The following is a 19,488-nucleotide window of genomic DNA, read 5'->3' as shown; positions in this document are numbered from 1 at the left end:
TGCGAAGCGAGCCCGGGAGTCGCCTGCGGCGACGAGATACAAATTACCAAGTGAGCGGATTCAACGGGTGGATTGAAGGGCGCCGAGCGTGTGGGAGCCCTACCGGTAGGCTTGGTACCCATTCCGCTTCCATTGATATTTCTGCGTCTAGCTATGCATCCTGGCGAGAGGGCTGCCGATGGCGATGATGTTGGTCTCCGCCTCGGAAAGCTCTTCGAGTCTTCGTCGGACGTTGGCATCGGTATCGAAGAGCTTGGCCATCTTGATGTATGTCGTATGATGCCGAGCTTCGGACTCAAAGAGCGACCCGTAAAACTCCGCTAGCTCCACATCTTTGACGTGATTCCTCAGCAAATCGAATCGCTCACACGAACGGGCCTCAATCAAACCCGCAATGAGCAACCGGTCTACGGCTCGCTGAGGTTCGTTTTGACTGACCAATTCGTTGAGCGACTTGCCGTAATGCCCTGGCCTCTGCAACCGAAAGCGAATCCCGCGCTTGGCGAGCAACGCGAGCACCATGTGAAAGTGCTCGAGTTCCTCTTCAATGATGCGAGTCATCTCGCGAGTAAGCTCTTCTTTCTCAATGTAAGACCCTAGCAAGCTCATAGCGGTGGCGGCTGCTTTGTGTTCGCAGTGCGCATGATCGATGAGAATCTCTTCGAGATTGCTGTCAACTTGCTTGATCCACCGCTTTTGAGACTCGCTCTTTAGGTGCAACATTTTGTTTACTTCTTGAGTTCTACCAGCTCGCTGGTCGCCGTGATTTCCCCGGTTGGCGATTCCGATGCCATCTTGCGAATGTCTTCCGTGATTCGCATGGAGCAATACTTTGGACCGCACATGCTGCAGAAGTGTGCACTCTTGAAAGTATCTTGTGGCAAGGTCTCATCGTGATAAGCCTTGGCGGTCTCGGGGTCGAGCGACAAGCGGAACTGCTCGTTCCAATCGAAACCGAATCGTGCTCGCGAGAGTGCATCATCGCGCTCTTGAGAACCTGGTCGCTTGCGAGCTACGTCAGCAGCATGAGCCGCGATCTTGTAGGCGATAACACCTTGCTTGACGTCCTCACGGTTTGGCAAGCCCAGATGTTCCTTGGGAGTTACATAGCAAAGCATTGCCGCTCCGCTCCAGCCTGCCATGGCGGCTCCAATGGCTGAGGTGATATGATCGTAGCCCGGTGCCACGTCGGTAACCAATGGCCCGAGAACATAGAATGGAGCACCATGGCAGACTTCAATCTGTCGCTTGATGTTCATGTCAATCTGATCCATGGGGATATGACCAGGTCCCTCGACCATAACCTGTGTTCCTTTTGCCCAGCCTCGCGTGCACAGTTTGCCAAGCACATCGAGTTCGGCGAATTGGGCTTCGTCACTTGCATCGGCAATCGAGCCGGGGCGAAGCCCGTCCCCGAGACTCCAAGTCACATCGTACTGACGCATGATGTCGCATAGATCGTCAAAAGCTTCGTAGAGTGGATTCTGTTTGCGGTGAGCCATCATCCACTTGGCAATCAACGAACCACCACGGCTAACGATGCCGGTGACTCGCTTCGTCGTCATGTGCAAGTGTTCCAAAAGAACGCCACAGTGGATCGTCATGTAGTCGACCCCCTGTTTGGCTTGGTGCTCGACCATGTCGAGGAAATGCTGGGCTCGCATGTCCTCAATATTGCCACCGAGTTCCTCGAGCATTTGGTAGATAGGAACTGTTCCAATCGGTACCGGCGAAGCCTCGATGATTTGCTTGCGAATGTTGTCGATGTCTTTGCCGGTCGACAGATCCATCACCGTATCAGCACCGTAATGGACAGAAACATGGAGCTTTTCAAGCTCTTCCGCGACGTTGCTGGTGACCGCCGAGTTGCCGATGTTGGCGTTGATCTTGCACTTGGCTGCGATGCCGATGCACATGGGCTCCAGTCTGCCTGCCAAGTGGACTTTATTGGCGGGAATCACCATTCGACCAGCAGCGACTTCCGAGCGAATCGTTTCGGGGGAAAGATTTTCTCGCTTGGCGACGTACTCCATCTCGGGAGTGATTTCGCCAGCGACAGCAGCCGTATATTGCGTTGAACCAGATTTGGTTATCACTTAAGTTCTCCAATCGAAAAAGAGGTCAGAGGGCCGCCAAAAGGTAACGGCACCTCACTCCTGTGAAACCGCATTCTACCGAAGTCGATCTCAATCGCAAAACGAGCATAAAAGGCGAATCCTCGATTTCGGCTACATTCTTCCGGTTGCATCGATAGGATAGTGGAATGTGGTTCCGCTCCATCGGATCCAGTATGACTCGTTGCTCACCCTGTCCCCTCGATTCCTTGCCTATAATTTCCCGACTATGAACTCGCCAGCTCCTAACGATCTTTTTGAAAAGAAAACCGCGATCAGAAAACAAGCCCACGAGAATCGCAAAAATCAATTGGACAAGGATGCCGTATCGGAGCGGATCGTGCAACGATTTATGGACTTGCCTGAATATGCCGATGCCAAAACGGTGATGTTCTATGTTGATGTTCGCGATGAAGTGCGCACACGTCAGGCATTGCCAGCAGCGTTGGCCAGCGGCAAACGAATCGTGGTTCCTTACTGCGTGGACGGGGAACTCGAGCTCTTTTGGCTAGAGAATATGGACGAGCTCGAGCTTGGCATGTATCGAATTCTAGAGCCACGCGAAGACCTCCGAGCTGTAGAGGCCAAAAGGCTACAGCCGACCGATCTCGACCTGATTATGGTTCCCGGAGTCGCCTTTGATCGCAATGGAGGTCGGACTGGGCACGGTAAAGGCTATTACGACAAATTGCTGCAGCATGCCAAGTTGACCACTCCTCTAATCGCGTTAGCTTTTGAATGCCAAATGTTTGAGGAAATCCCAGCCGAAAGCCACGACATCTATATGGACAAGGTTGTAACGGAAGACGCTGTGTACGATGGGCGAGGGCGATCTCAGGCATAAAACAAGGCATTCCGGCAGCATCGAATTTTTTAATCATCCCTTTTTCTTTTCCCACCAGCTTCATCACTAGGAACAAACCATGGTTAGAACTGCTAGCACCATGCTGCCCCTCGGCACCACAGCTCCCAACTTCTCGTTGCCCACCCCCAGTGGCGAGATGGTTTCCCGTGATCAATTCCGGGAGCACAAGGGTTTGGTGGTGATGTTCATTTGCAATCACTGCCCTTACGTCAAGCACGTCGCCCCCGAGTTGGCTCGCGTATCCGCCGAATACATGGCCAAGGGAATCGGATTTGTTGGAATTAGTTCAAATGACATCGAAAAGCATCCCGACGATGCCCCGGGGTTGATGGCCGTAGAGGCAAAGCGTCAGGGGTACTTATTCCCGTATCTCTTTGACGAGGACCAATCGGCTGCACAGGCTTACAAGGCCGCTTGCACCCCCGACATATTTGTTTTCGATTCCGAAATGAAGCTTGTCTATCGCGGCCAGCTGGATGACTCCCGGCCAAAGAACGATCTGCCCTTAACCGGTGCCGATCTGCGGCAGGCTCTTGACAGGATTCTCGAGGGCAAGCCGGTTTCTGAGGATCAAAAGCCGAGCATCGGCTGCAATATCAAATGGAAACCAGGTGCCGAGCCTGAGTATTTCGATGCAGCTGGCATAAGCTAGGCGTATAGAGCATTTCGTTTTCGCTTGGGAGCACCGACATGGATCCGATGAAGGACCTCAGAATTGGGCTTGGAACGGATTCGCACCGGATCGAAGCGGGCGGGCCCTTGGTCCTGGGGGGGCTCAAGCTCGATTATCCCTACCATTTTGTTGGGCATTCCGATGCAGATGTTTTGCTCCACGCCATTACGGATGCGATCCTAAGCGCTGCCAATTTGCCTGACATTGGCGAGCTTTTTCCCAATCATTTAGAGGAAAACCGAGGTCGCGATTCCGCAGACTTTTTGAAGGCTGCCATGGGCCTTTTTCGAGAAAAAGGCTGGTCGCTGGTCCAGCTCGACTGCGTTGTGGAAATGGAACGCCCCAAGCTATCCCCTCACAAGGGGGGGGTGGTGGCTCGGATTGCGGAAATTCTGGGAATTGAGCCGGATCGAATTCGCATTAAGGGCAAGACTGGCGAGGGAGTGGGGGAAGTCGGGAGGGGCGAGCTGGCAAAATCGACCTGCATTGCGCTGGCAATACGAGCCGGTTAGCCCTTGACGTTTCCAAGGTCTAAAAATTATCCTTAGCAATTCTCGGTCGGGTCGAACGAATTTGGCCTCACTTTTGCACGGTGATTGAATGGTGTTCAAACGGGCCGAGTTAGTAGAGTTTTGCCGGCATAGCTTCAATTGGCAGAGCACCGCATTCGTAATGCGGGGGTTGTGGGTTCGACTCCCACTGCCGGCTTAATGGTTTAATAGGTCTGAGGATCTTTTTTTGATGATCTTCGGAACAAGTCGCTTTGGGCCGCAATTCTCATTGGGTTGTAGGCTCGTTTAGTTTGGGTTGATCACAGGGGTTGGTTACCTGGGCTGACAACTAAGGAAAATAGGAACTCATGGTTCAAATGGTCACAATCGACATTCGGGAAATCGTTCTCTCCAATCAAACTTTTGGTCCTCAGGACATTGATAAGTTGACGGGAGCCATTCAAGAGGATTTTACCCAAGCTGCATTGCTTCGCGATGCCGTCCAAGAGCTCCAGCAATCGCCATCGTTGTCCCCAGCAGGCATGACCCGGCTAGGTGTTTGCCTGTACCTCATCGGCAAGTTCCGCGAGGCAGAGTCAGCACTGAAACAGTCGGATGGTGGTGCGTTGTCCCAGTACTATCTCGGTAGAACCTACTTTGAGATGGAGGACTACGAGAAGGCGCTAAGCTATTATGACGCCGCCGAAAAAGCAGGCTACACAGCCGAATGGTGCCAATTGTGCCGAGCTGAAGTTTTGCGATATCAAGGCAAGAAGGAAGAAGCCCTCAAGATCCTCGACAACATCTTTGGACCAGTCGAGCAGCACCCTGAGTACCCTTATCAGCGAGCAGCAACTCTGGCTGCAATCGGTGGCAATCTTCCTGAGGTCATGGCTCTCTATCAACGCGCGTTGCAGGTTAACCCTAAGCATGCGGGTTCGCTATTCGGATTGGCAGTCGAAAACGATCGACTCGGTAACGATCACCAAGCCTTTGAGTATTACCAGCGAGGAGCGGGTGTTATTCCTTCCCATATAGGTACCCTGCTCAATCTAGGGTTGATGTACGAAGATCGCAACGACTTTGCTCGTGCTCAAGCGTGCTACAAGCGAATTCTCGAAACCGCTCCCGATCATCCTCAAGCTCGTCTGTTCCTCAAGGATGCAGCGGCTGGCGGAAACGTTCTCTACGACGAAGATTCGCAGAAGAAGAACGAGCGAATGTCGCAACTCCTCAATGTCCCGGTATCGGACTTCGAGTTGTCGGTTCGCTCCCGAAATTGTTTGCAGAAGATGGGTATCCGAACGCTTGGCGATTTGACTCGCGTGTCGGAGCAAGCCCTTTTGTCCAGCAAGAACTTTGGTGAGACATCGCTTCATGAAATCAAGGAAATGCTGACCGCCCGAGGACTTTCCCTCGGTCAGTTCTCTCACGAGAAGCGAGAGGCAGAGCCACCATTGGATCTGACCGGCATGACTCCCGACCAGCAACAAATGTTGGATCGGCCTATCTCCGAGCTCAATCTATCGGTTCGGGCTCGCAAGTGTATGGTTCGGCTTCAACTGAACACGATCGGTGAACTTATTCGAAAGACCGGTGACGATCTGCTCGAATGCAAGAACTTTGGGGTTACCAGTCTGACCGAAGTTCGTGAGAAGCTGACCATCATGGGACTCAAGCTACGAGGGGACTGATCCCATTTAGCGGATCGAATTTCTTCGGTCTCGATAAAGGTTTACTTTGAACAGCGATCGCTATTGCCTGTTGACATCTGGTGTTCCAGCTGCGATCGCAGTCGTCGAGATCAGTGGGCCCGGTTCGTGTGGCTGGCTTGATAAGCACTGGGTTCCGGTATCGATACTAAAGCAGCTATCGAGAGAACTTAGCGGGGAGCAAGAGACTTCCGTTCCCGAAGGCTCGCGGGCACCTGCATCCAGCACCCTCGAACGAAGCTCTAAACAAAGCTCGATTCGTGCTGTGGCAGAGTCGATCAAGGTGGATAGCATCCGCTACGGCACGTTCTTCAGTGCGGGCATCGACGCTGTCTTGCAGAACCATGACGGGCCAGAGTCCGGGGAGTCGATCGTTCTCTGCCGAACGGGTGCCGACAAATTCGAATTGCATTGCCACGGCGGTTCTGCAGCTGCCAAGAGCATCACCCATTCGCTGGAACAAGCTGGTTTTGCAAAGGGATCGTTTGCATCGGATTTGGGACATCTATCGGACGGCACCATTGAGCAACAAGCTTTACATGATCTCCAGCAAGCCATCTCGCTAGAGACCGCTTCCGTGTTGGTGGATCAAAGCCGTGGCTGCCTTAGCACGGCGTTGCGGGGAATCGTGGAATGCCTGGAAGCCATGGACTCACTAGAGGCCAAGAACCGCCTGAGCGAGTTGGTTTCCTGGGGAGAGTTTGGTCTACATTTAGTGCGACCATGGAAAGTGGTTTTGGCGGGCCCACCCAATTCTGGCAAGAGTAGCCTGCTCAACGCAATCCTGGGCTATCAGAGGGCGATCGTACATGAACAAGCTGGCACGACGCGGGATTTGCTGGCCGAGCAGACGAGTCTAGAGGGTTGGCCGGTGTTGATTGTGGACAGTGCTGGAGTTCGACAGACCAGCGATTTCGTGGAGGGAGCTGGAATTGCTGCGAGTCTAGATGCCGTGAGTTCCGCGGATTGTTTGTTGCTGTTGGTATCACCCGATTCCGGTTGGCAGCCTGAACATGATTCCATTATGAAGGCTTTTAACGGCAAGAGAGTTCTGGTTGCGGAGACCAAAGCCGACATTGGCTCGGTGGATATTGCTCCAACAAGTCCCTTTCCTCGCGTCTCAACGAGCGTTCATGATGCCGATTCCATTTCTCATTTGTTAACGACAGTAGCGAGCGTACTTGTTCCTCAGGCACCTAGCCCGGGTCAAGCGGTCCCTTTTCGCCAGTTGCATGTCGAGAAGATTCGGAAGGCTTTGGAACTGATAGAACGGAAAAACCTTGAAGAAGCCGCCATGCAGTTGAGATTTCTTCTCTCCTAGCCCGTCCGGCTCATATCTCTATTGGGAAAACTGAGGAAGTTGGTAAAGTGTGGAGTTTGCTACCCACATTTTTGGGCTCGTCTTATTCCCGTTCCCCTTAGCGTAGAAAATCAGCCAGCATGCAAATGGAAAAACTAGTGTCGCTCTGCAAGCGGCGTGGGTTCATGTTTCAATCCAGCGAGATTTATGGCGGGCTAAACGGCTTTTGGGATTATGGACCGCTGGGAGTCGAACTCAAGCGGAACATCAAGGACGCTTGGTGGCAGGACATGTGCAAGGGGCACAATGAGCTAATTCAGCCAGCCGAGGCCCCCTCGCCTTACGAGATGGTCGGTTTGGATTGCACCATTCTCATGCACCCTCAGGTCTGGAAGTGCTCGGGGCACTACGACCTTTTCCACGACTTTATGGTCGATTGTCGCGTCAGCAAGAAACGATATCGATTCGATCAAGTGCGAGGCAAGTGGGTAGAGTACAACGGTCAAAGAATCTTTGTGACCGTCATGTGCGATCCCGAGAACGAAGACGATGAGGTAAAGCAACGAGCTCTCAAATTCTTCAATCTGCGGAACAAAGATGCTGAGCGATTGAGCTTTGATCCAGGCTTTTTGTCCCTAGACAAACTTACAGCGCCTGAGCGAGCGATGGTCCTCGCACCGGATTCCAAGGAGCTCAACTCGTTAACCGATCCCCGCGAATTCAACTTGATGTTTAAAACTTACGTCGGTGCATTGAGTGGCGAAGAAGGGGCAGCGTTCCTTCGTCCCGAGACAGCTCAAGGAATCTTCGTGAACTTCAAGAACGTTCTGGATAGCACACGGATTCGCGTGCCATTCGGTGTGGCGCAGGTTGGCAAGAGTTTCAGAAATGAGATCACTCCTCGCAACTTCACGTTCCGATCTCGAGAGTTCGAGCAGATGGAGATCGAATTTTTCTGCCATCCCAATGAGTCTCCACAATGGTATCAGTACTGGCGAAATCGCAGGCTTCGTTGGTATACCGATTTGGGATTAGCCGGCGAACGATTGCGATTGAGGGAGCACGAACAAGATGAACTAAGTCACTATTCTTGCGGTACGGCGGACATCGAGTACGCGTTTCCGTTTTTGCCCGAGGGTGAATATGGTGAGCTCGAAGGTATTGCGCACCGAGGTGATTTCGATTTGCGTTCTCATATGGAAGGCAAATTGGATCCCAAGGAGCGACCGCTCAAGCTAGAGCTCAATGAGCACGGCCAACCTCGCCATCGAGGAAGTGGCAAAGACCTGACCTATCGCGACGACTTGACCAACGAACGATACATTCCGCATGTGATCGAACCATCCGCCGGTGCGGATCGAGCGACATTGGCGTTCCTGTGCGAAGCGTATCACGAAGACGAAGCTCCCGATGATTCGGGGCAGATGCAATCTCGCGTGGTCATGCGATTAAACCCTCGCATTGCTCCGTACAAAGCCGCCGTCTTCCCGTTGGTGAAGAAAGATGGCATGCCAGAGATTGCGAAAGAAATTTACGGCGAGCTGAAAAAGAAATGCAACGTCTTCTACGATGAAAAAGCCGCGGTCGGTCGTCGATATCGCCGACAAGATGAAATCGGAACTCCGTATTGCATCACCGTGGATTCTCAAACGTTAGTAGATAAAACCGTTACCATTCGTGATCGTGACTCGCTAGAACAATGGCGAGTCAAAATCGACGATGTCGTTAGCGAAGTTGAGCAGCGCGTTAGCTAAGATGATGGCTAGACGAAAAGCGACTTGATCGATCAATCTGGCGGCGAGCTAAACTTTTCGTTTCACCGCACGGGCATCGCCCTGCGTCAATTTCGTTTAACCGCATGGGCATCGCCCTGCGTCGGATTTTGTTTAACCGCATGGGCATCGCCCTGCGTTGAGGGCTCCTGCACCCTCACCGCCCATTAGCCTACCCAGCAATCTTCGAACGCCGGTGGCTTTTGGTTTTCATCGCCAACAGCCGCATTGTGGGTGGCACGCTCTGAGGAACGCGATCCCCCCCATCAACATCGTCAAACCACCGTTGGCGCGTTTGGGGAAAAATGGCTGGAAAGAAGTGAGTGATCTCTAAGTCATCGCAACAAGAAAAGCCGCATTTTCTGCGAATCCGATAATAAAGGAATGTTAAAGGGCTTTGATCTTAACTCGGTCCGTGGCATAGAGGAAAGATGCCGCAGGCTTGCCCTGCGGAGCTTCACGTTTCTCGCTAAGTTGACTCGCCCAACGCCCCCTCTCATTCAGATTTGGCGGCGAAGCCGCCGAATCTGAATGAGAGGAGAGAGTCTCCACCTATTTAGCGAGAAACGTAACATTCCCCACATCAAGCGTGGAGCATTTCCACAAAATAGGTCTATTAGCTGAATAGCTACCCATCGCAATAACTACCCAATCGAATCCATTACAATGAAGTTTGTCGCCGGCCCGCGTTAAGATCGAAGCCCAAGTATCTATTAGAACTAGATCACCTGGAGAAATCGTCATTGTGATCGCCGATCTCAGATTTTTCTAATTGACGCCAATTATCGATCATTTCGACTTGACCAGAAAGTTGCTTGAGTCGCATTCGACGGGCGTAGCGAATGTATTCGCGCATCGCAACTCGAATCGCCTCCGTTGAATCACTTTGCTCAGTCAGTTCGCGTAGCTCGACTAATTCTTGTTCTGACAGTTCAATCGAAGTGACCATGACCACTTCATCTCCGGGGGTTCTCGGCAAATATCCAACACTGTAATTGTAGACGCTTATAGAGCCACTTGCCAGTTATTTGTGATCCTGCTGCTCCCATTCTAGCTCGGTGCATGGCGGCGTGCGCAACAGCACTTCACGTCGGGCCGGGCGTCAGATCGAGTTGCTTTTCGCCCCCCGTTGAGTCGGCTTCTTCCCATCCCAACCTGACAGTCATCTATTCAGAATCCCAAACGGCAAAGTGGAAAAACCTCGCTGACACCAGACCTTGGTCCGACCGCTCGAACAACTCTTTGAACGGATACCTTTCAACGAAGCGACTTTCAGAGTTGATTAGGCAAGTATGTAATCACCACCCCGCTTCAACAATCACTAAGCTAACTCCCCGTTCGTTAAGGTCCGTCTGCTAAGCACGAAAAACTTTTCCAAATTTTCTTCTTGATTAACGCCTCCCCTGCTTGATTTGATTTTCTCCGCCCCTCAAAATCCTATCAATCAAGTCTCTCGACAAAATTTATCACCCCCTTCTTAGCGAGTTCCCAAAATGCCTGCACCGCGCACCAAGCACCGCGCACCAAGCACCAAGCACCAAGCACCAAGCACCAAGCACCAAGCACCAAGCTAACACGTAAATTCCGGTCCCTTCTGCTCGAAACACTCGACAGCAGAACTCTCTTTGCCACCGACCTGTCCCTCTTCTCTCAGCCCTACGATCTCGCAACGCCGCAACATCTTCTCGGGCATGAGTCACGAATCCCACCTAGTGAGAATCGACTGCTGGATGCAAAGTCCTCCATCGTTAATCTGCGAGATCAACTCCTAGCCACCAACTCTTCTGATAAGCAACTCCCCAATCAGCTCGCCGAGTTCTCACAACGCGCCACGGTGGATGGAGGTATGAATTTCCAGCAAGCGTTTCAATTCGCGTGGAGCGATTTCCAAACCGCCATCCAATCAGATCCACTTGGACTGGCCAGTAGTCCATCGGTTGCCTCGGCTATCTCTGCTATTCAAGATGCGTCCACACAATCCCTCGTGCACCATCAGCAACGCGCACAACGTGATCCACTACCGACAGGATTCACACCCGTCTCGCTACAACATCAGGATCTACTCGCAACTCCGACGTCCATCAATCTTCATGGCACTCCAGCGATCGCTAGACCATCCGGTCTATCAGTGAGCTCATCTATGATGGGTTGGGTTTGCCAAATGGATGGAACGATTACCTTTGTCGGTGCCAATTCCGATGTAGCGATGGAGACTCTACAGGCCTAGGGGGAAGGAGACGGGAACGGCGACGATCCCCCCTCACTCGATCCCAATAGTCCATTTCGTATTCCGAGTGGTAGTGTACCGACGAGCATCCTCGTCACCAACGAGGTCACGATTGATCAATTTCACCCAGCCCCAAATCCAGTCAACCACCTCAGCTTTACTGGCACGTTTGATAGCACTACCACAGTTGAGTCCGCTGACCTCACGTCAATCGGTACTTCCTCGTTCCATAGCATCATCTACAACTGGATAAGTCCCAACCTATGGAGCATGACAGAAACGATTATCTTCTCGTTTGGGCATTCCTCTCTCGATCTGCTTTCCGAGGAATTAGTCGCGGATCCCAGCGGAGACATTGCTCCTGACGGAACACCGACCTTCACACCGCATGGCAGCGCCTCGGCCACGATTTCAGCCTCCCGTTTTGTTTCGATCGCGATTGTTCTGCGAGCATCCCGAGGTGTGATTTCTCATCCGGATGCAGGTGTCGCATGGAGCATGGATGTTACCACCTCTGATCGCCTCTCATTCCATATGAACGCTTCGGCTTCTTTCGGTGTCATGCCTGACATGCCCCCCGATCCCACCCCCTCCAACCCATCTAATCCCCCGTCTCCTAATCCCCCGTCTCCTAATCCTCCCGGCACTGGCTCATCCGCTTGGTCTCCAACGACTACACTCGGAAACTTTACCTCGACCGCTAGCTCCGCGTTGGGCTTAGGCTTTAACGTCGTCCTGCAACACACCATCAGTGCGTCTGGTATCCCGGCTCTCATTAGTCCACCAACTCCGGACGGGACGTACGACACAGAAACGGATTTCGTTTACGCGGCTACGGAGAACAATTCCTTTCAGTTTTTCACTTCCGCCGCAGCTGGAAGCTCCTCCTCATCAGGCAACCTAACAAGTGGAGTTCCGACTGCAGGGATATTCCTCAATCCAACCCAATTCTCAGCATCGGGGGGCTCATCAGGCTCCACCAACAGCCAAGGGTGGGATCAATCGTCGGGAATCGCGACGGGACTTGATCAATCGCCCGTCCCCATGCCAGAAGAGGGAATCGGGCACGCCGCAGCTAGCTCCTCCGCATCGGCAGCCAACCTGGGCACACAATCCGGCTCCGAGTTCTCGTTCCGTGGAAAACTCAAAAGCGATGGCAAGTTATCGGGGATCACCGGCGATATCCGGTCGAGGATGCAAGACGCTTGGGATAACTCCGGAAACGATCATGGAGTCATTTCCCTGCGCATCGCTGACTCCGACGAGACCGGAAATTTTATGGCCGGTATGGTTTCGGGCAAAAACACCACTTGGCAAGCTTTGATCTCGGCCTCTGCCGACAACGCCTTACAAGTGGGCCTCGACTCCGAAGGAAAACTGACCGCGACTCCCGCTGATTCGGAAACCAAGATCAATGGAGGAGCAGGTTCTGGGGATGCCAATTTCGAATTTATCGTCACTGCTGGAGAGGGAGAAACCCAATCTGGAAACACCTTCTCTCAATGGAATGCCATAGGCCGTTCGGCAAACGCCTCGCTATCCTCTAAGTCGATACAAGTAGGGGCGGCGATCTCGACCGGGGAGATCGATCCCGAGGGCAGTCCCGATCAAGCCACATTCCGAGAAAACCATTCCCGTCACGAATCGGAATTCTACTTCGGTCGCAACTTCGTTCACACGATTGACCCGACACGAACAGCACTCAACGGCTCGCCAGCCTTCACGAAACACGAGACCAAGCTTACCGAATCCTGGTCCTTTAATTCGGGAGCCCTGGGCGCCTTCACGGCGTTCCCAGACGAAGACGCGGAACAAGGAGTCGGGCTCGAGGGGAACGCAACCGGCCAATCTCGAGAGACCTTTCTGTATGTTTCAGACGATTCCTTTCAGAAACAATCGATCACCACCGGTCAGCCGGGGATACCGCCCCATCAACAGTGGTTGAACAATCAGCGGCATGCCAAGTATTCCATTCATGCCGAGACAACCATCAACGGCAATGAAGTTTCCGAACCCGTCATCGGTGGAGATGATCGAGTTATTGTCACGGGGACCTACTACTCTCAGTCGGGACCGATTGGTGGGCTGGTGACCTCGACGCTAGATCTTGCCACGGGAATCGTCACGATTCAGTCCAACATAGGAATCGAAACCGACGATGGCGAAGGTGGCACGTCCAGCAGCACCCTCAATGGCATGTATCAGACTCCGGATTGGGACCCACGCACTAGCTACGAGCACCTATTGGACGGCAGTCCAGATCCGAATCCTCCGAGCACTGAGCCCATGCCACCGGTGGTTGTGATTCCTGCCCCGAGAACGAAAAGCTGGAGTGAGTGGGGAATTGAGCTGTTTGCCGGTCGCAAGGGAGACGCATTCGATCAAGGGGTCAACTTTGTCTCCGGATTCGGTGACGGCGTCACCTTGGGGCTAACGGCCAAGATGCGTGAGCTTCACGGAATGGACTACGTCGACAAAGACACCTGGATGTACTTTGGGGGAGACATTGCCAGCAACTTTATGCCAGGTCCCACGGCGATAGCCAAGCCAGGAACATGGCTCTGGAAGGCGTATAACAAATTCGACGACCTAGGCGTATGTGCCAACACGTTTACCAAATTGGTCCACGGCGGCTGTTTTGTCGCAGGAACACCGGTCACCGTATCCTCACTACCCTATTCTGCCGAACGGGAATCTTCCCTCTGGAAAGAAACCGATTGGCTTGACTCCTATAACCACTCATACTCCCTTCGCCCCGCTTCGGGGAGAGGGGTTGGGGGTGAGGGGCTGGCTGTTAAGAATCACCTCCTTCATTCCAAGTCACCCCTTGCCCTTCAAACTTCACCCTTCCCACTTCAAACTTCCCTCCACCTCCCGATCGATCAAATCCCCCTCGGTGCTCGCATCCCGACCAAGAATCCCAAGCCTTGGGAATACGACGACTCGCTCCCTGAGCCCGATCAAGCGACTTGGGCCAAGGTCTCGATCACGATGCATCGCAACGACGGTGGCATCGTCGATGCCGAGCTACTCCGCCCCCGCTGGTGGATCGCGCAGCACAACATCGTGGCTGGCAAACGCTTGCCGATGAACATCGTAGAGCTACAAGTCCACGGCGCGGCAATCGTCACCGCTGTTGACGATTGCCCCGAAATCGCAAGCGGCGAAGGCTCGGTTGTCACCGCCCGCTTCACCACCCGCGAAGTCAACACGATCGCTCGTGCCGAGATCATCGGCCCTGACGGAACGATCGAACTCATCGAAGGCACGCCCATCCACCCCATCTGGTCCGTCGACCGCAACGACTGGGTGCCTCTTGGCGAACTCACCGAAGGCGAAACACTCCAAGCCGCCGGTGGCATCGCCACCGTTTTATCACTTGCCCTCGTCACCTGCTCGCTCCCCGTCTACAATATCGAAGTCCACGGCGAGCACGTGTACGAGGTCGGCGAGCTTGGGCTGCTGGTGCATAATGATTGCCTCGATTACGCGAAAACTGTACTTAGAAGGCGCCCAGATGGTGTGATCGTTGAGATGAAGGGTATTCACGGCGCTATCGGTGTTCTACCGGGGTACGGACCACAAGGTTGGCCGTCTCACTATTTTCATCTTCAAAATGGGATTCTCAGAGATGAGGCGTTTCGAAAGGGAATTCAAGTTGAACAATGGCTAGGGAAATATGCGGCAGAAAATGGAATGAAGGTTAGTGAGATTCTTGATAATATTATTTTCCGTGTTGTAAAGTAGGCATTTTATGGATGAACAGACCGGTCTCCTTTTTAAATTAAAGGAGAACTTTTCCAACTCGCTTGGGAGACCTAATTTCTACTATCATTCGACGACATGGTGTGAAGCTTCGTTGTTAACACAGCTTCGCATTTGGTCACTCGAATCCAAAATGAATGAACGACTTGATCGATTGTATCGAGAGATGGCCGGTCAAAGAGAGTCGATTGAGGTACATCTTCGAACCCAGTGTTTGCTTCCGAGTTGTCTGATCACTGAAATAGCAAGTAGTTTTGTAGAGATTGGCTCAAAACTCGACATAGTGGATTTTGTTGCACCACCTCTCAACGAGTTTATGAAGAGCTTGAAGAAGAAACTCAATTCAAAGTTTTTCAAAAAAAAATGGGTCGATTCCGAAATTCGAGACAATTTTGGAATACCACAATTCGAGGTCAATGGCGGAGGTAGTATCTCACTATGCTATGGAGATCACCAATCGCCGTGGATTTTTTTCGATTTCCAACGATCGGATTTCACACATCGAATTATTTATGATCAACCAGTGCTTCGGAATATTCGCTGGAGAGGCAACATTGTAAAGCTTGTCAGAACTTAGGGGACACAGCTACTTTGCAGGTTTTGCGGGTCGTAAGACACTTGGGGGCACTGCATCTTTACGGCAGAGTGCTAGACACCGGTTCGCTATACACCGACCAAGAACCCCAAGCCTTGGGAATACGACGATTCGCTGCCTGAGCCTGATCAAGCGAGTTGGGCCAAGGTCTCGATCACGATGCATCGCAACGATGGCGGAATCGTCGATGCCGGCGGAAGAAAAGGGGACGCGGAAGAAAAGGGGACGGGGGTAGTTTTGCGTGAAAACGGGTGCTAGAATTGGCGCTTTCGCATTATAGGAGCGGGGTGATGCCACGACAAAAACGGATCGATGAGGCAGGTACCATCTATCATGCGCTCAATCGCGGTAACGCGAGACAAACGATTTTCCACAAGCATGAAGATTACGAAGCGTTCATTCGCGTGCTCGCTGATGGTTTGGAGAAATACTCGGTTCAGCTTTTCTCGTTCACACTTATGCCAAATCATTGGCATCTCGTTTTGCGACCGACCCAAGATGGACAAATGGGCAAGTTTCTACGCTGGGTGACGGCAACGCACTCGTTGCGTTATCATGCTCATTACCATACTCTCGGCGAAGGTCATATTTATCAGTCTCGTTACAAGAGTTTTCCTGTGCAAGACGACAGCCACTTCTACGTTCTCTGTCGATACGTAGAACGGAACCCTGTTCGCGCCAACTTGGTCGAACGTGCGGAGAGCTGGCAGTATGGCTCGTTGTATCGTTGGAATCAGTATGTGGAACCCAGTCCCCCAATTTTGTCACCGTGGCCGATTCCAAGGCTACCTAAATGGATTCAGCGAGTGAATGAACCTTTGTCTGAAAAAGAGCTTAAGGCAGTCCGGACAAGTGTTGATCGAGGCCGACCGTTTGGCGACGACGAATGGACCGAAGAGATGGCAGAAAAGCACGGAGCTTGGTTTACACTGCGTCCTATCGGGCGTCCACGCAAGAAAAAGAAGCCGACGCCTCCCTGAAACTACCCCCGTCCCCTTTTCTTTCCCGCCTCCCTGAAACTACCCCCGTCCCCTTTTCTTTCCCCGGAGGGACTCCAACGGAGGTGGTCTGCGGACACACTATCATTTGTAGATATGTATCAGCAGGAGTTGGGGAGAATGGCGTACGCCGGGTCCGCTGCGCGGAACCTGCGGATCCAGCGGGTGCGCCATGGAAACATAATTTGCCGAACCTATCCGGAAATTGCCCTCCGCCCGCCCCCCCTCCACCCACAAATCCACCTGGGCCTGTTCTTATAGTGGAAGTGACAGGAAATTTGTGAAAGGCTATCCGTTGCGTTATCTATTAGTATTGGCGGTCTTTTTGGTTCATTGGGATTGTTCGTCCCGGCGAGCTGTCGCCCAAGTGCTCGAAGGTGAGGCTTTCAAAGAGCAAATGTCTGAACTTTTGGACATCTGCCTCGAAAATGCAATATCTTACCAAAACTACGAGGTTCGGATTGACCAAACGATCTCGTTCTTGGATTCCAAAGACGAAACCAAGGACAAATACGTGGTGGTAGCAGCACCTATTGAAGAGAGGACGCGTTATGCTCTGTGGATTGATTGGCAATCTGAACGCTTCGTGATGTTACGAAGATTTGTTATTGAGAATATCGAGGACGAAAGGATAGAGAACGAGGAATTGTTGCTTGATCACTTTGACGGCGGGCAAGGGATACGACGGAACGCCAAGTTTCTCCACCTTCCCAAGCAACAGACGATCGATTTCAGGGGGTTTATCAAACAGGTTGAGCTTCCCAAAATAGAAATGGCACCCTTGTGTCAGTTTCCCGCGTCCTTTGTGGATATTCCGTTCGATAAGTCTATCAATAAAGCCAAATCGTCGTTAATGGGGAGCATTCGAAGACTTCCGGACGGTACTTGGGTTCGACTTGTTGGAGATCCAGCCAAATCTTCGACTGTCACCCACTTTCATACCAAGCACATGCTTCCCGTCTATTTGGCATCGGGTTCAATCTCCACTCCCTCTGACCTGCAAACCACCGAGTACGAGGAAGTAAATGGGATCTTCCGACCAACAAGGATGATTGTTCAAGTCAGCAGACTGATATCGGGTCCAGAGAGGGGGAAGTCGGAAAAGTCCCGGTTCATGGTAGGACGCGGTGAGATCGTGTTCCGATGGAATCAGTTTAACGTCGCTCAACTTGAATTCCCGAAGAACGAAGAGATTTCAAAGGGCAAAGTTGAGTGGCTCAAGCTGCTTGAATCCGAGTAATCGCCAAAGGTGAATTATGTTACCTTCAGGCAAATCAAAGTAGAGTTTGGAGGGACACAGCATGTTTGCATCGCAGCACGTTAAATTTGAGGGGCTGCAAAAATGCAGTGTCTGGAGGTGTTTACACACTTAGGATATTCACACCGCAAGAGAATAAGAGAAACGCAAGAGGAACAATGATCGACTGTTTTCAAGACAACTCTTGCGTCAGTCTCATCTCTCGCGGTGTAATCCTGCCAACCCTCCGGCGTTGCGGGACATTCTGGGACACAGTGTCTGGAACACGACACCGTGTCTGGGGACGCAGTATCTTTACCTGCCTTTGTATTTCATCTCGGCAGCCACAATTCGACGGTCGAGGAAAATGCTGTGACGCCAAGCAATTGTGAGAATCCCAAACGGCGAATCACATCAATTCCGAAATCGGTGTCGGGTCACTTACTAAGTGGGTCGGGCGACCTGCCGGGGTGTAATAGATCTTGTTGGGATCAATTCCCAGCTTTCGATAGACCGTCGAAATGTAGTTTTCCGGTGATAGGACTCTTTCGATCGGTGCATAACCCTGACGATCGGTTGCACCGATGACTTGGCCGCCTCGGCTGCCCCCACCGGCAAAAAGAATCGACATGGCGTTCGCCCAGTGGTCCCGGCCAGGCTTGGTCTGTCCTGGCAATGTGCTGATCTTGGGTGTTCGCCCGAACTCTCCTAACGCGATCACCATGGTCGTTTCCAGCAAACCTCGTTGATCCAAATCCGATATCAATGTAGCGACGGTCTGGTCCCAAGTTGGCAACCGAGTCTCGAGAGCTCCGAATAGATCTGAATGATGATCCCAGCCACCATCGTAAAGGGTTACGAACGGAACGCCAGATTCGACTAATCGACGCGCTAACAACGCCCTTTGACCAAAGGAATTGCGGCCGTAGCTGTCTCGCACAGAATCTGGTTCGCTGGCGATATCAAAAGCCTTCTGTGCATCAGGAGTTAAAACCAACTCATAACCTTGTTCATAGTTATCGTCATAAGCGGAGACTGGATCAAAGGATTCGCTCGCTGTGAACCGGGGCATCGTGTCGACGAGGTTTCGCAAGTCGCGACGAGCTTGAAACCGATCCGCTGCTAAACCGCGAGGTAGTTCTACATCGCGGACTCGAAAGTTTTTGTTGTTCGGATCGTTGCCGACGATAAAGGGTGCATACTTGGCACCGAGGAAATTGGGACCTCCCGATCGCGACATACTCGGCATGGTGAAATAGGGTGGCAATCCGTGCGGGGCTGAGCGTTCATAGGCCGCCACCGAACCGATACTCGGATGGAAACTAACGAATGCCCCGCAACCGACGGGGATACGCGGCGGAGCACCGGTCATCATGTAGTGATTCCCGGCTCCATGATTGCCCTGGTTGTGACAAACAGACCGGATGATCGAATACTTATCCGCAATTTTGGCCAGCTTGGGGAGATGTTCGCAAATCTCAATGCCACTAACGCTCGTCTTGATCGGCCGAAAGTCCCCACGAATTTCTGCGGGGGCCTCGGGCTTGGGATCAAACGTTTCGAAGTGAGTGGGCCCGCCATCCATCCAGATCAGAATGCAACTGCACGGCTTTGTGATCGGCTTGTTCGTAGAATCGCCAAACGCTCCGTTGGCGGCACGGAGGGCCATGAGCTCGGTAAAGCTACCGCCAGCCAGACCCGCTAAGCCCAATTTCAGGTAAGTTCGTCGTTGCATAATG

At 52.4% G+C, this 19,488-nt stretch carries 15 protein-coding genes and 1 tRNA gene; 12 read left to right on the top strand and 4 right to left on the bottom strand.

What is annotated here, in order from left to right; all coding sequences use genetic code 11:
* Positions 1 to 147: 147 nt before the first annotated feature.
* Both SH449x_RS18310 and thiC read right to left on the bottom strand, forming a co-directional pair.
* A complete protein-coding gene (locus tag SH449x_RS18310; protein ID WP_482377520.1) occupies positions 148 to 723 on the bottom strand; it encodes a MiaE family protein in 576 nt (191 codons plus the stop codon).
* A 5-nt stretch (positions 724 to 728) separates the two neighbouring features.
* Complete coding sequence (gene thiC / locus SH449x_RS18305) at positions 729 to 2,096, bottom strand: phosphomethylpyrimidine synthase ThiC (RefSeq protein ID WP_482377519.1); 1,368 nt, start codon at positions 2,094 to 2,096, stop codon at positions 729 to 731.
* Between the two features lie 247 nt (positions 2,097 to 2,343).
* On the opposite strand from thiC, the gene SH449x_RS18300 reads away from it, so the two are divergent.
* The 7 genes from SH449x_RS18300 to SH449x_RS18270 all read left to right on the top strand — a co-directional run bounded on the left by SH449x_RS18300 (position 2,344) and on the right by SH449x_RS18270 (position 8,909).
* Positions 2,344 to 2,958, top strand: coding sequence for a 5-formyltetrahydrofolate cyclo-ligase (locus SH449x_RS18300; RefSeq protein ID WP_482377518.1), 615 nt, complete (start codon positions 2,344 to 2,346; stop codon positions 2,956 to 2,958).
* 79 nt (positions 2,959 to 3,037) lie between these two features.
* Positions 3,038 to 3,631 (top strand): thioredoxin family protein, encoded by a 594-nt coding sequence (locus SH449x_RS18295; protein WP_482377517.1) that lies wholly within the window; start codon positions 3,038 to 3,040, stop codon positions 3,629 to 3,631.
* Between the two features lie 38 nt (positions 3,632 to 3,669).
* Positions 3,670 to 4,164, top strand: a complete 495-nt coding sequence (gene ispF / locus SH449x_RS18290) for a 2-C-methyl-D-erythritol 2,4-cyclodiphosphate synthase (RefSeq protein WP_482377516.1) — start codon at positions 3,670 to 3,672, stop codon at positions 4,162 to 4,164.
* Between the two features lie 122 nt (positions 4,165 to 4,286).
* Positions 4,287 to 4,360 (top strand) — tRNA-Thr (locus SH449x_RS18285).
* Between the two features lie 151 nt (positions 4,361 to 4,511).
* On the top strand, positions 4,512 to 5,837 hold the full coding sequence (locus SH449x_RS18280) for a tetratricopeptide repeat protein (RefSeq protein ID WP_482377515.1): 1,326 nt from the start codon (positions 4,512 to 4,514) through the stop codon (positions 5,835 to 5,837).
* A 46-nt stretch (positions 5,838 to 5,883) separates the two neighbouring features.
* Positions 5,884 to 7,176 (top strand): GTPase, encoded by a 1,293-nt coding sequence (locus SH449x_RS18275; RefSeq protein ID WP_482377514.1) that lies wholly within the window; start codon positions 5,884 to 5,886, stop codon positions 7,174 to 7,176.
* Positions 7,177 to 7,301: 125 nt separating this feature from the next.
* Entirely contained in the window at positions 7,302 to 8,909 is a 1,608-nt protein-coding gene (locus tag SH449x_RS18270) for a glycine--tRNA ligase (RefSeq protein WP_482381837.1), read from the top strand.
* 742 nt (positions 8,910 to 9,651) lie between these two features.
* Here the strand turns inward: SH449x_RS18270 and SH449x_RS18265 are convergent.
* Positions 9,652 to 9,876, bottom strand: a complete 225-nt coding sequence (locus SH449x_RS18265) for a hypothetical protein (protein WP_482377513.1) — start codon at positions 9,874 to 9,876, stop codon at positions 9,652 to 9,654.
* Between the two features lie 897 nt (positions 9,877 to 10,773).
* Between SH449x_RS18265 and SH449x_RS18260 the strand changes: the two genes are divergently transcribed.
* The 5 genes from SH449x_RS18260 to SH449x_RS18240 all read left to right on the top strand — a co-directional run bounded on the left by SH449x_RS18260 (position 10,774) and on the right by SH449x_RS18240 (position 17,752).
* Entirely contained in the window at positions 10,774 to 11,154 is a 381-nt protein-coding gene (locus tag SH449x_RS18260; RefSeq protein WP_482377512.1) for a hypothetical protein, read from the top strand.
* 270 nt (positions 11,155 to 11,424) lie between these two features.
* On the top strand, positions 11,425 to 14,901 hold the full coding sequence (locus tag SH449x_RS18255) for a hypothetical protein (RefSeq protein WP_482377511.1): 3,477 nt from the start codon (positions 11,425 to 11,427) through the stop codon (positions 14,899 to 14,901).
* A 151-nt stretch (positions 14,902 to 15,052) separates the two neighbouring features.
* Positions 15,053 to 15,496 carry a hypothetical protein gene (locus SH449x_RS18250; protein ID WP_482377510.1) on the top strand — a complete coding sequence of 148 codons (444 nt, stop codon included), beginning with the start codon at positions 15,053 to 15,055 and terminating at the stop codon, positions 15,494 to 15,496.
* 308 nt (positions 15,497 to 15,804) lie between these two features.
* Positions 15,805 to 16,494 carry a transposase gene (locus tag SH449x_RS18245; RefSeq protein ID WP_482377509.1) on the top strand — a complete coding sequence of 230 codons (690 nt, stop codon included), beginning with the start codon at positions 15,805 to 15,807 and terminating at the stop codon, positions 16,492 to 16,494.
* A gap of 298 nt (positions 16,495 to 16,792) precedes the next feature.
* Complete coding sequence (locus SH449x_RS18240) at positions 16,793 to 17,752, top strand: hypothetical protein (protein WP_482377508.1); 960 nt, start codon at positions 16,793 to 16,795, stop codon at positions 17,750 to 17,752.
* A 406-nt stretch (positions 17,753 to 18,158) separates the two neighbouring features.
* On the opposite strand, the gene SH449x_RS18235 is transcribed toward SH449x_RS18240, so the two are convergent.
* Positions 18,159 to 19,484, bottom strand: a complete 1,326-nt coding sequence (locus tag SH449x_RS18235) for a DUF1501 domain-containing protein (protein WP_482377507.1) — start codon at positions 19,482 to 19,484, stop codon at positions 18,159 to 18,161.
* Positions 19,485 to 19,488: the final 4 nt, after the last annotated feature.

This window comes from Brakhagea baltica (assembly GCF_052161605.1).
Taxonomy (GTDB): Bacteria; Planctomycetota; Planctomycetia; order Pirellulales; family Pirellulaceae; genus JBKCUI01.
The sequence above is the reverse complement of the archived record's forward strand: the minus strand, read 5'-3'. Positions and strand labels throughout refer to the sequence as shown.

Excerpts from the sequence above, each read along its gene's own strand:
- SH449x_RS18265 (WP_482377513.1), bottom strand. The coding sequence starts at position 9,876 with ATGGTCACTTCGATTGAACTGTCAGAACAAGAATTAGTCGAGCTACGC.
- SH449x_RS18260 (WP_482377512.1), top strand. The coding sequence starts at position 10,774 with ATGAATTTCCAGCAAGCGTTTCAATTCGCGTGGAGCGATTTCCAAACC.
- SH449x_RS18245 (WP_482377509.1), top strand. The coding sequence starts at position 15,805 with ATGCCACGACAAAAACGGATCGATGAGGCAGGTACCATCTATCATGCG.
- SH449x_RS18255 (WP_482377511.1), top strand. The coding sequence starts at position 11,425 with ATGACAGAAACGATTATCTTCTCGTTTGGGCATTCCTCTCTCGATCTG.
- SH449x_RS18235 (WP_482377507.1), bottom strand. The coding sequence starts at position 19,484 with ATGCAACGACGAACTTACCTGAAATTGGGCTTAGCGGGTCTGGCTGGC.
- ispF (WP_482377516.1), top strand. The coding sequence starts at position 3,670 with ATGGATCCGATGAAGGACCTCAGAATTGGGCTTGGAACGGATTCGCAC.
- SH449x_RS18270 (WP_482381837.1), top strand. The coding sequence starts at position 7,302 with ATGGAAAAACTAGTGTCGCTCTGCAAGCGGCGTGGGTTCATGTTTCAA.
- SH449x_RS18250 (WP_482377510.1), top strand. The coding sequence starts at position 15,053 with ATGAATGAACGACTTGATCGATTGTATCGAGAGATGGCCGGTCAAAGA.
- SH449x_RS18300 (WP_482377518.1), top strand. The coding sequence starts at position 2,344 with ATGAACTCGCCAGCTCCTAACGATCTTTTTGAAAAGAAAACCGCGATC.
- SH449x_RS18310 (WP_482377520.1), bottom strand. The coding sequence starts at position 723 with ATGTTGCACCTAAAGAGCGAGTCTCAAAAGCGGTGGATCAAGCAAGTT.
- SH449x_RS18280 (WP_482377515.1), top strand. The coding sequence starts at position 4,512 with ATGGTTCAAATGGTCACAATCGACATTCGGGAAATCGTTCTCTCCAAT.
- SH449x_RS18295 (WP_482377517.1), top strand. The coding sequence starts at position 3,038 with ATGGTTAGAACTGCTAGCACCATGCTGCCCCTCGGCACCACAGCTCCC.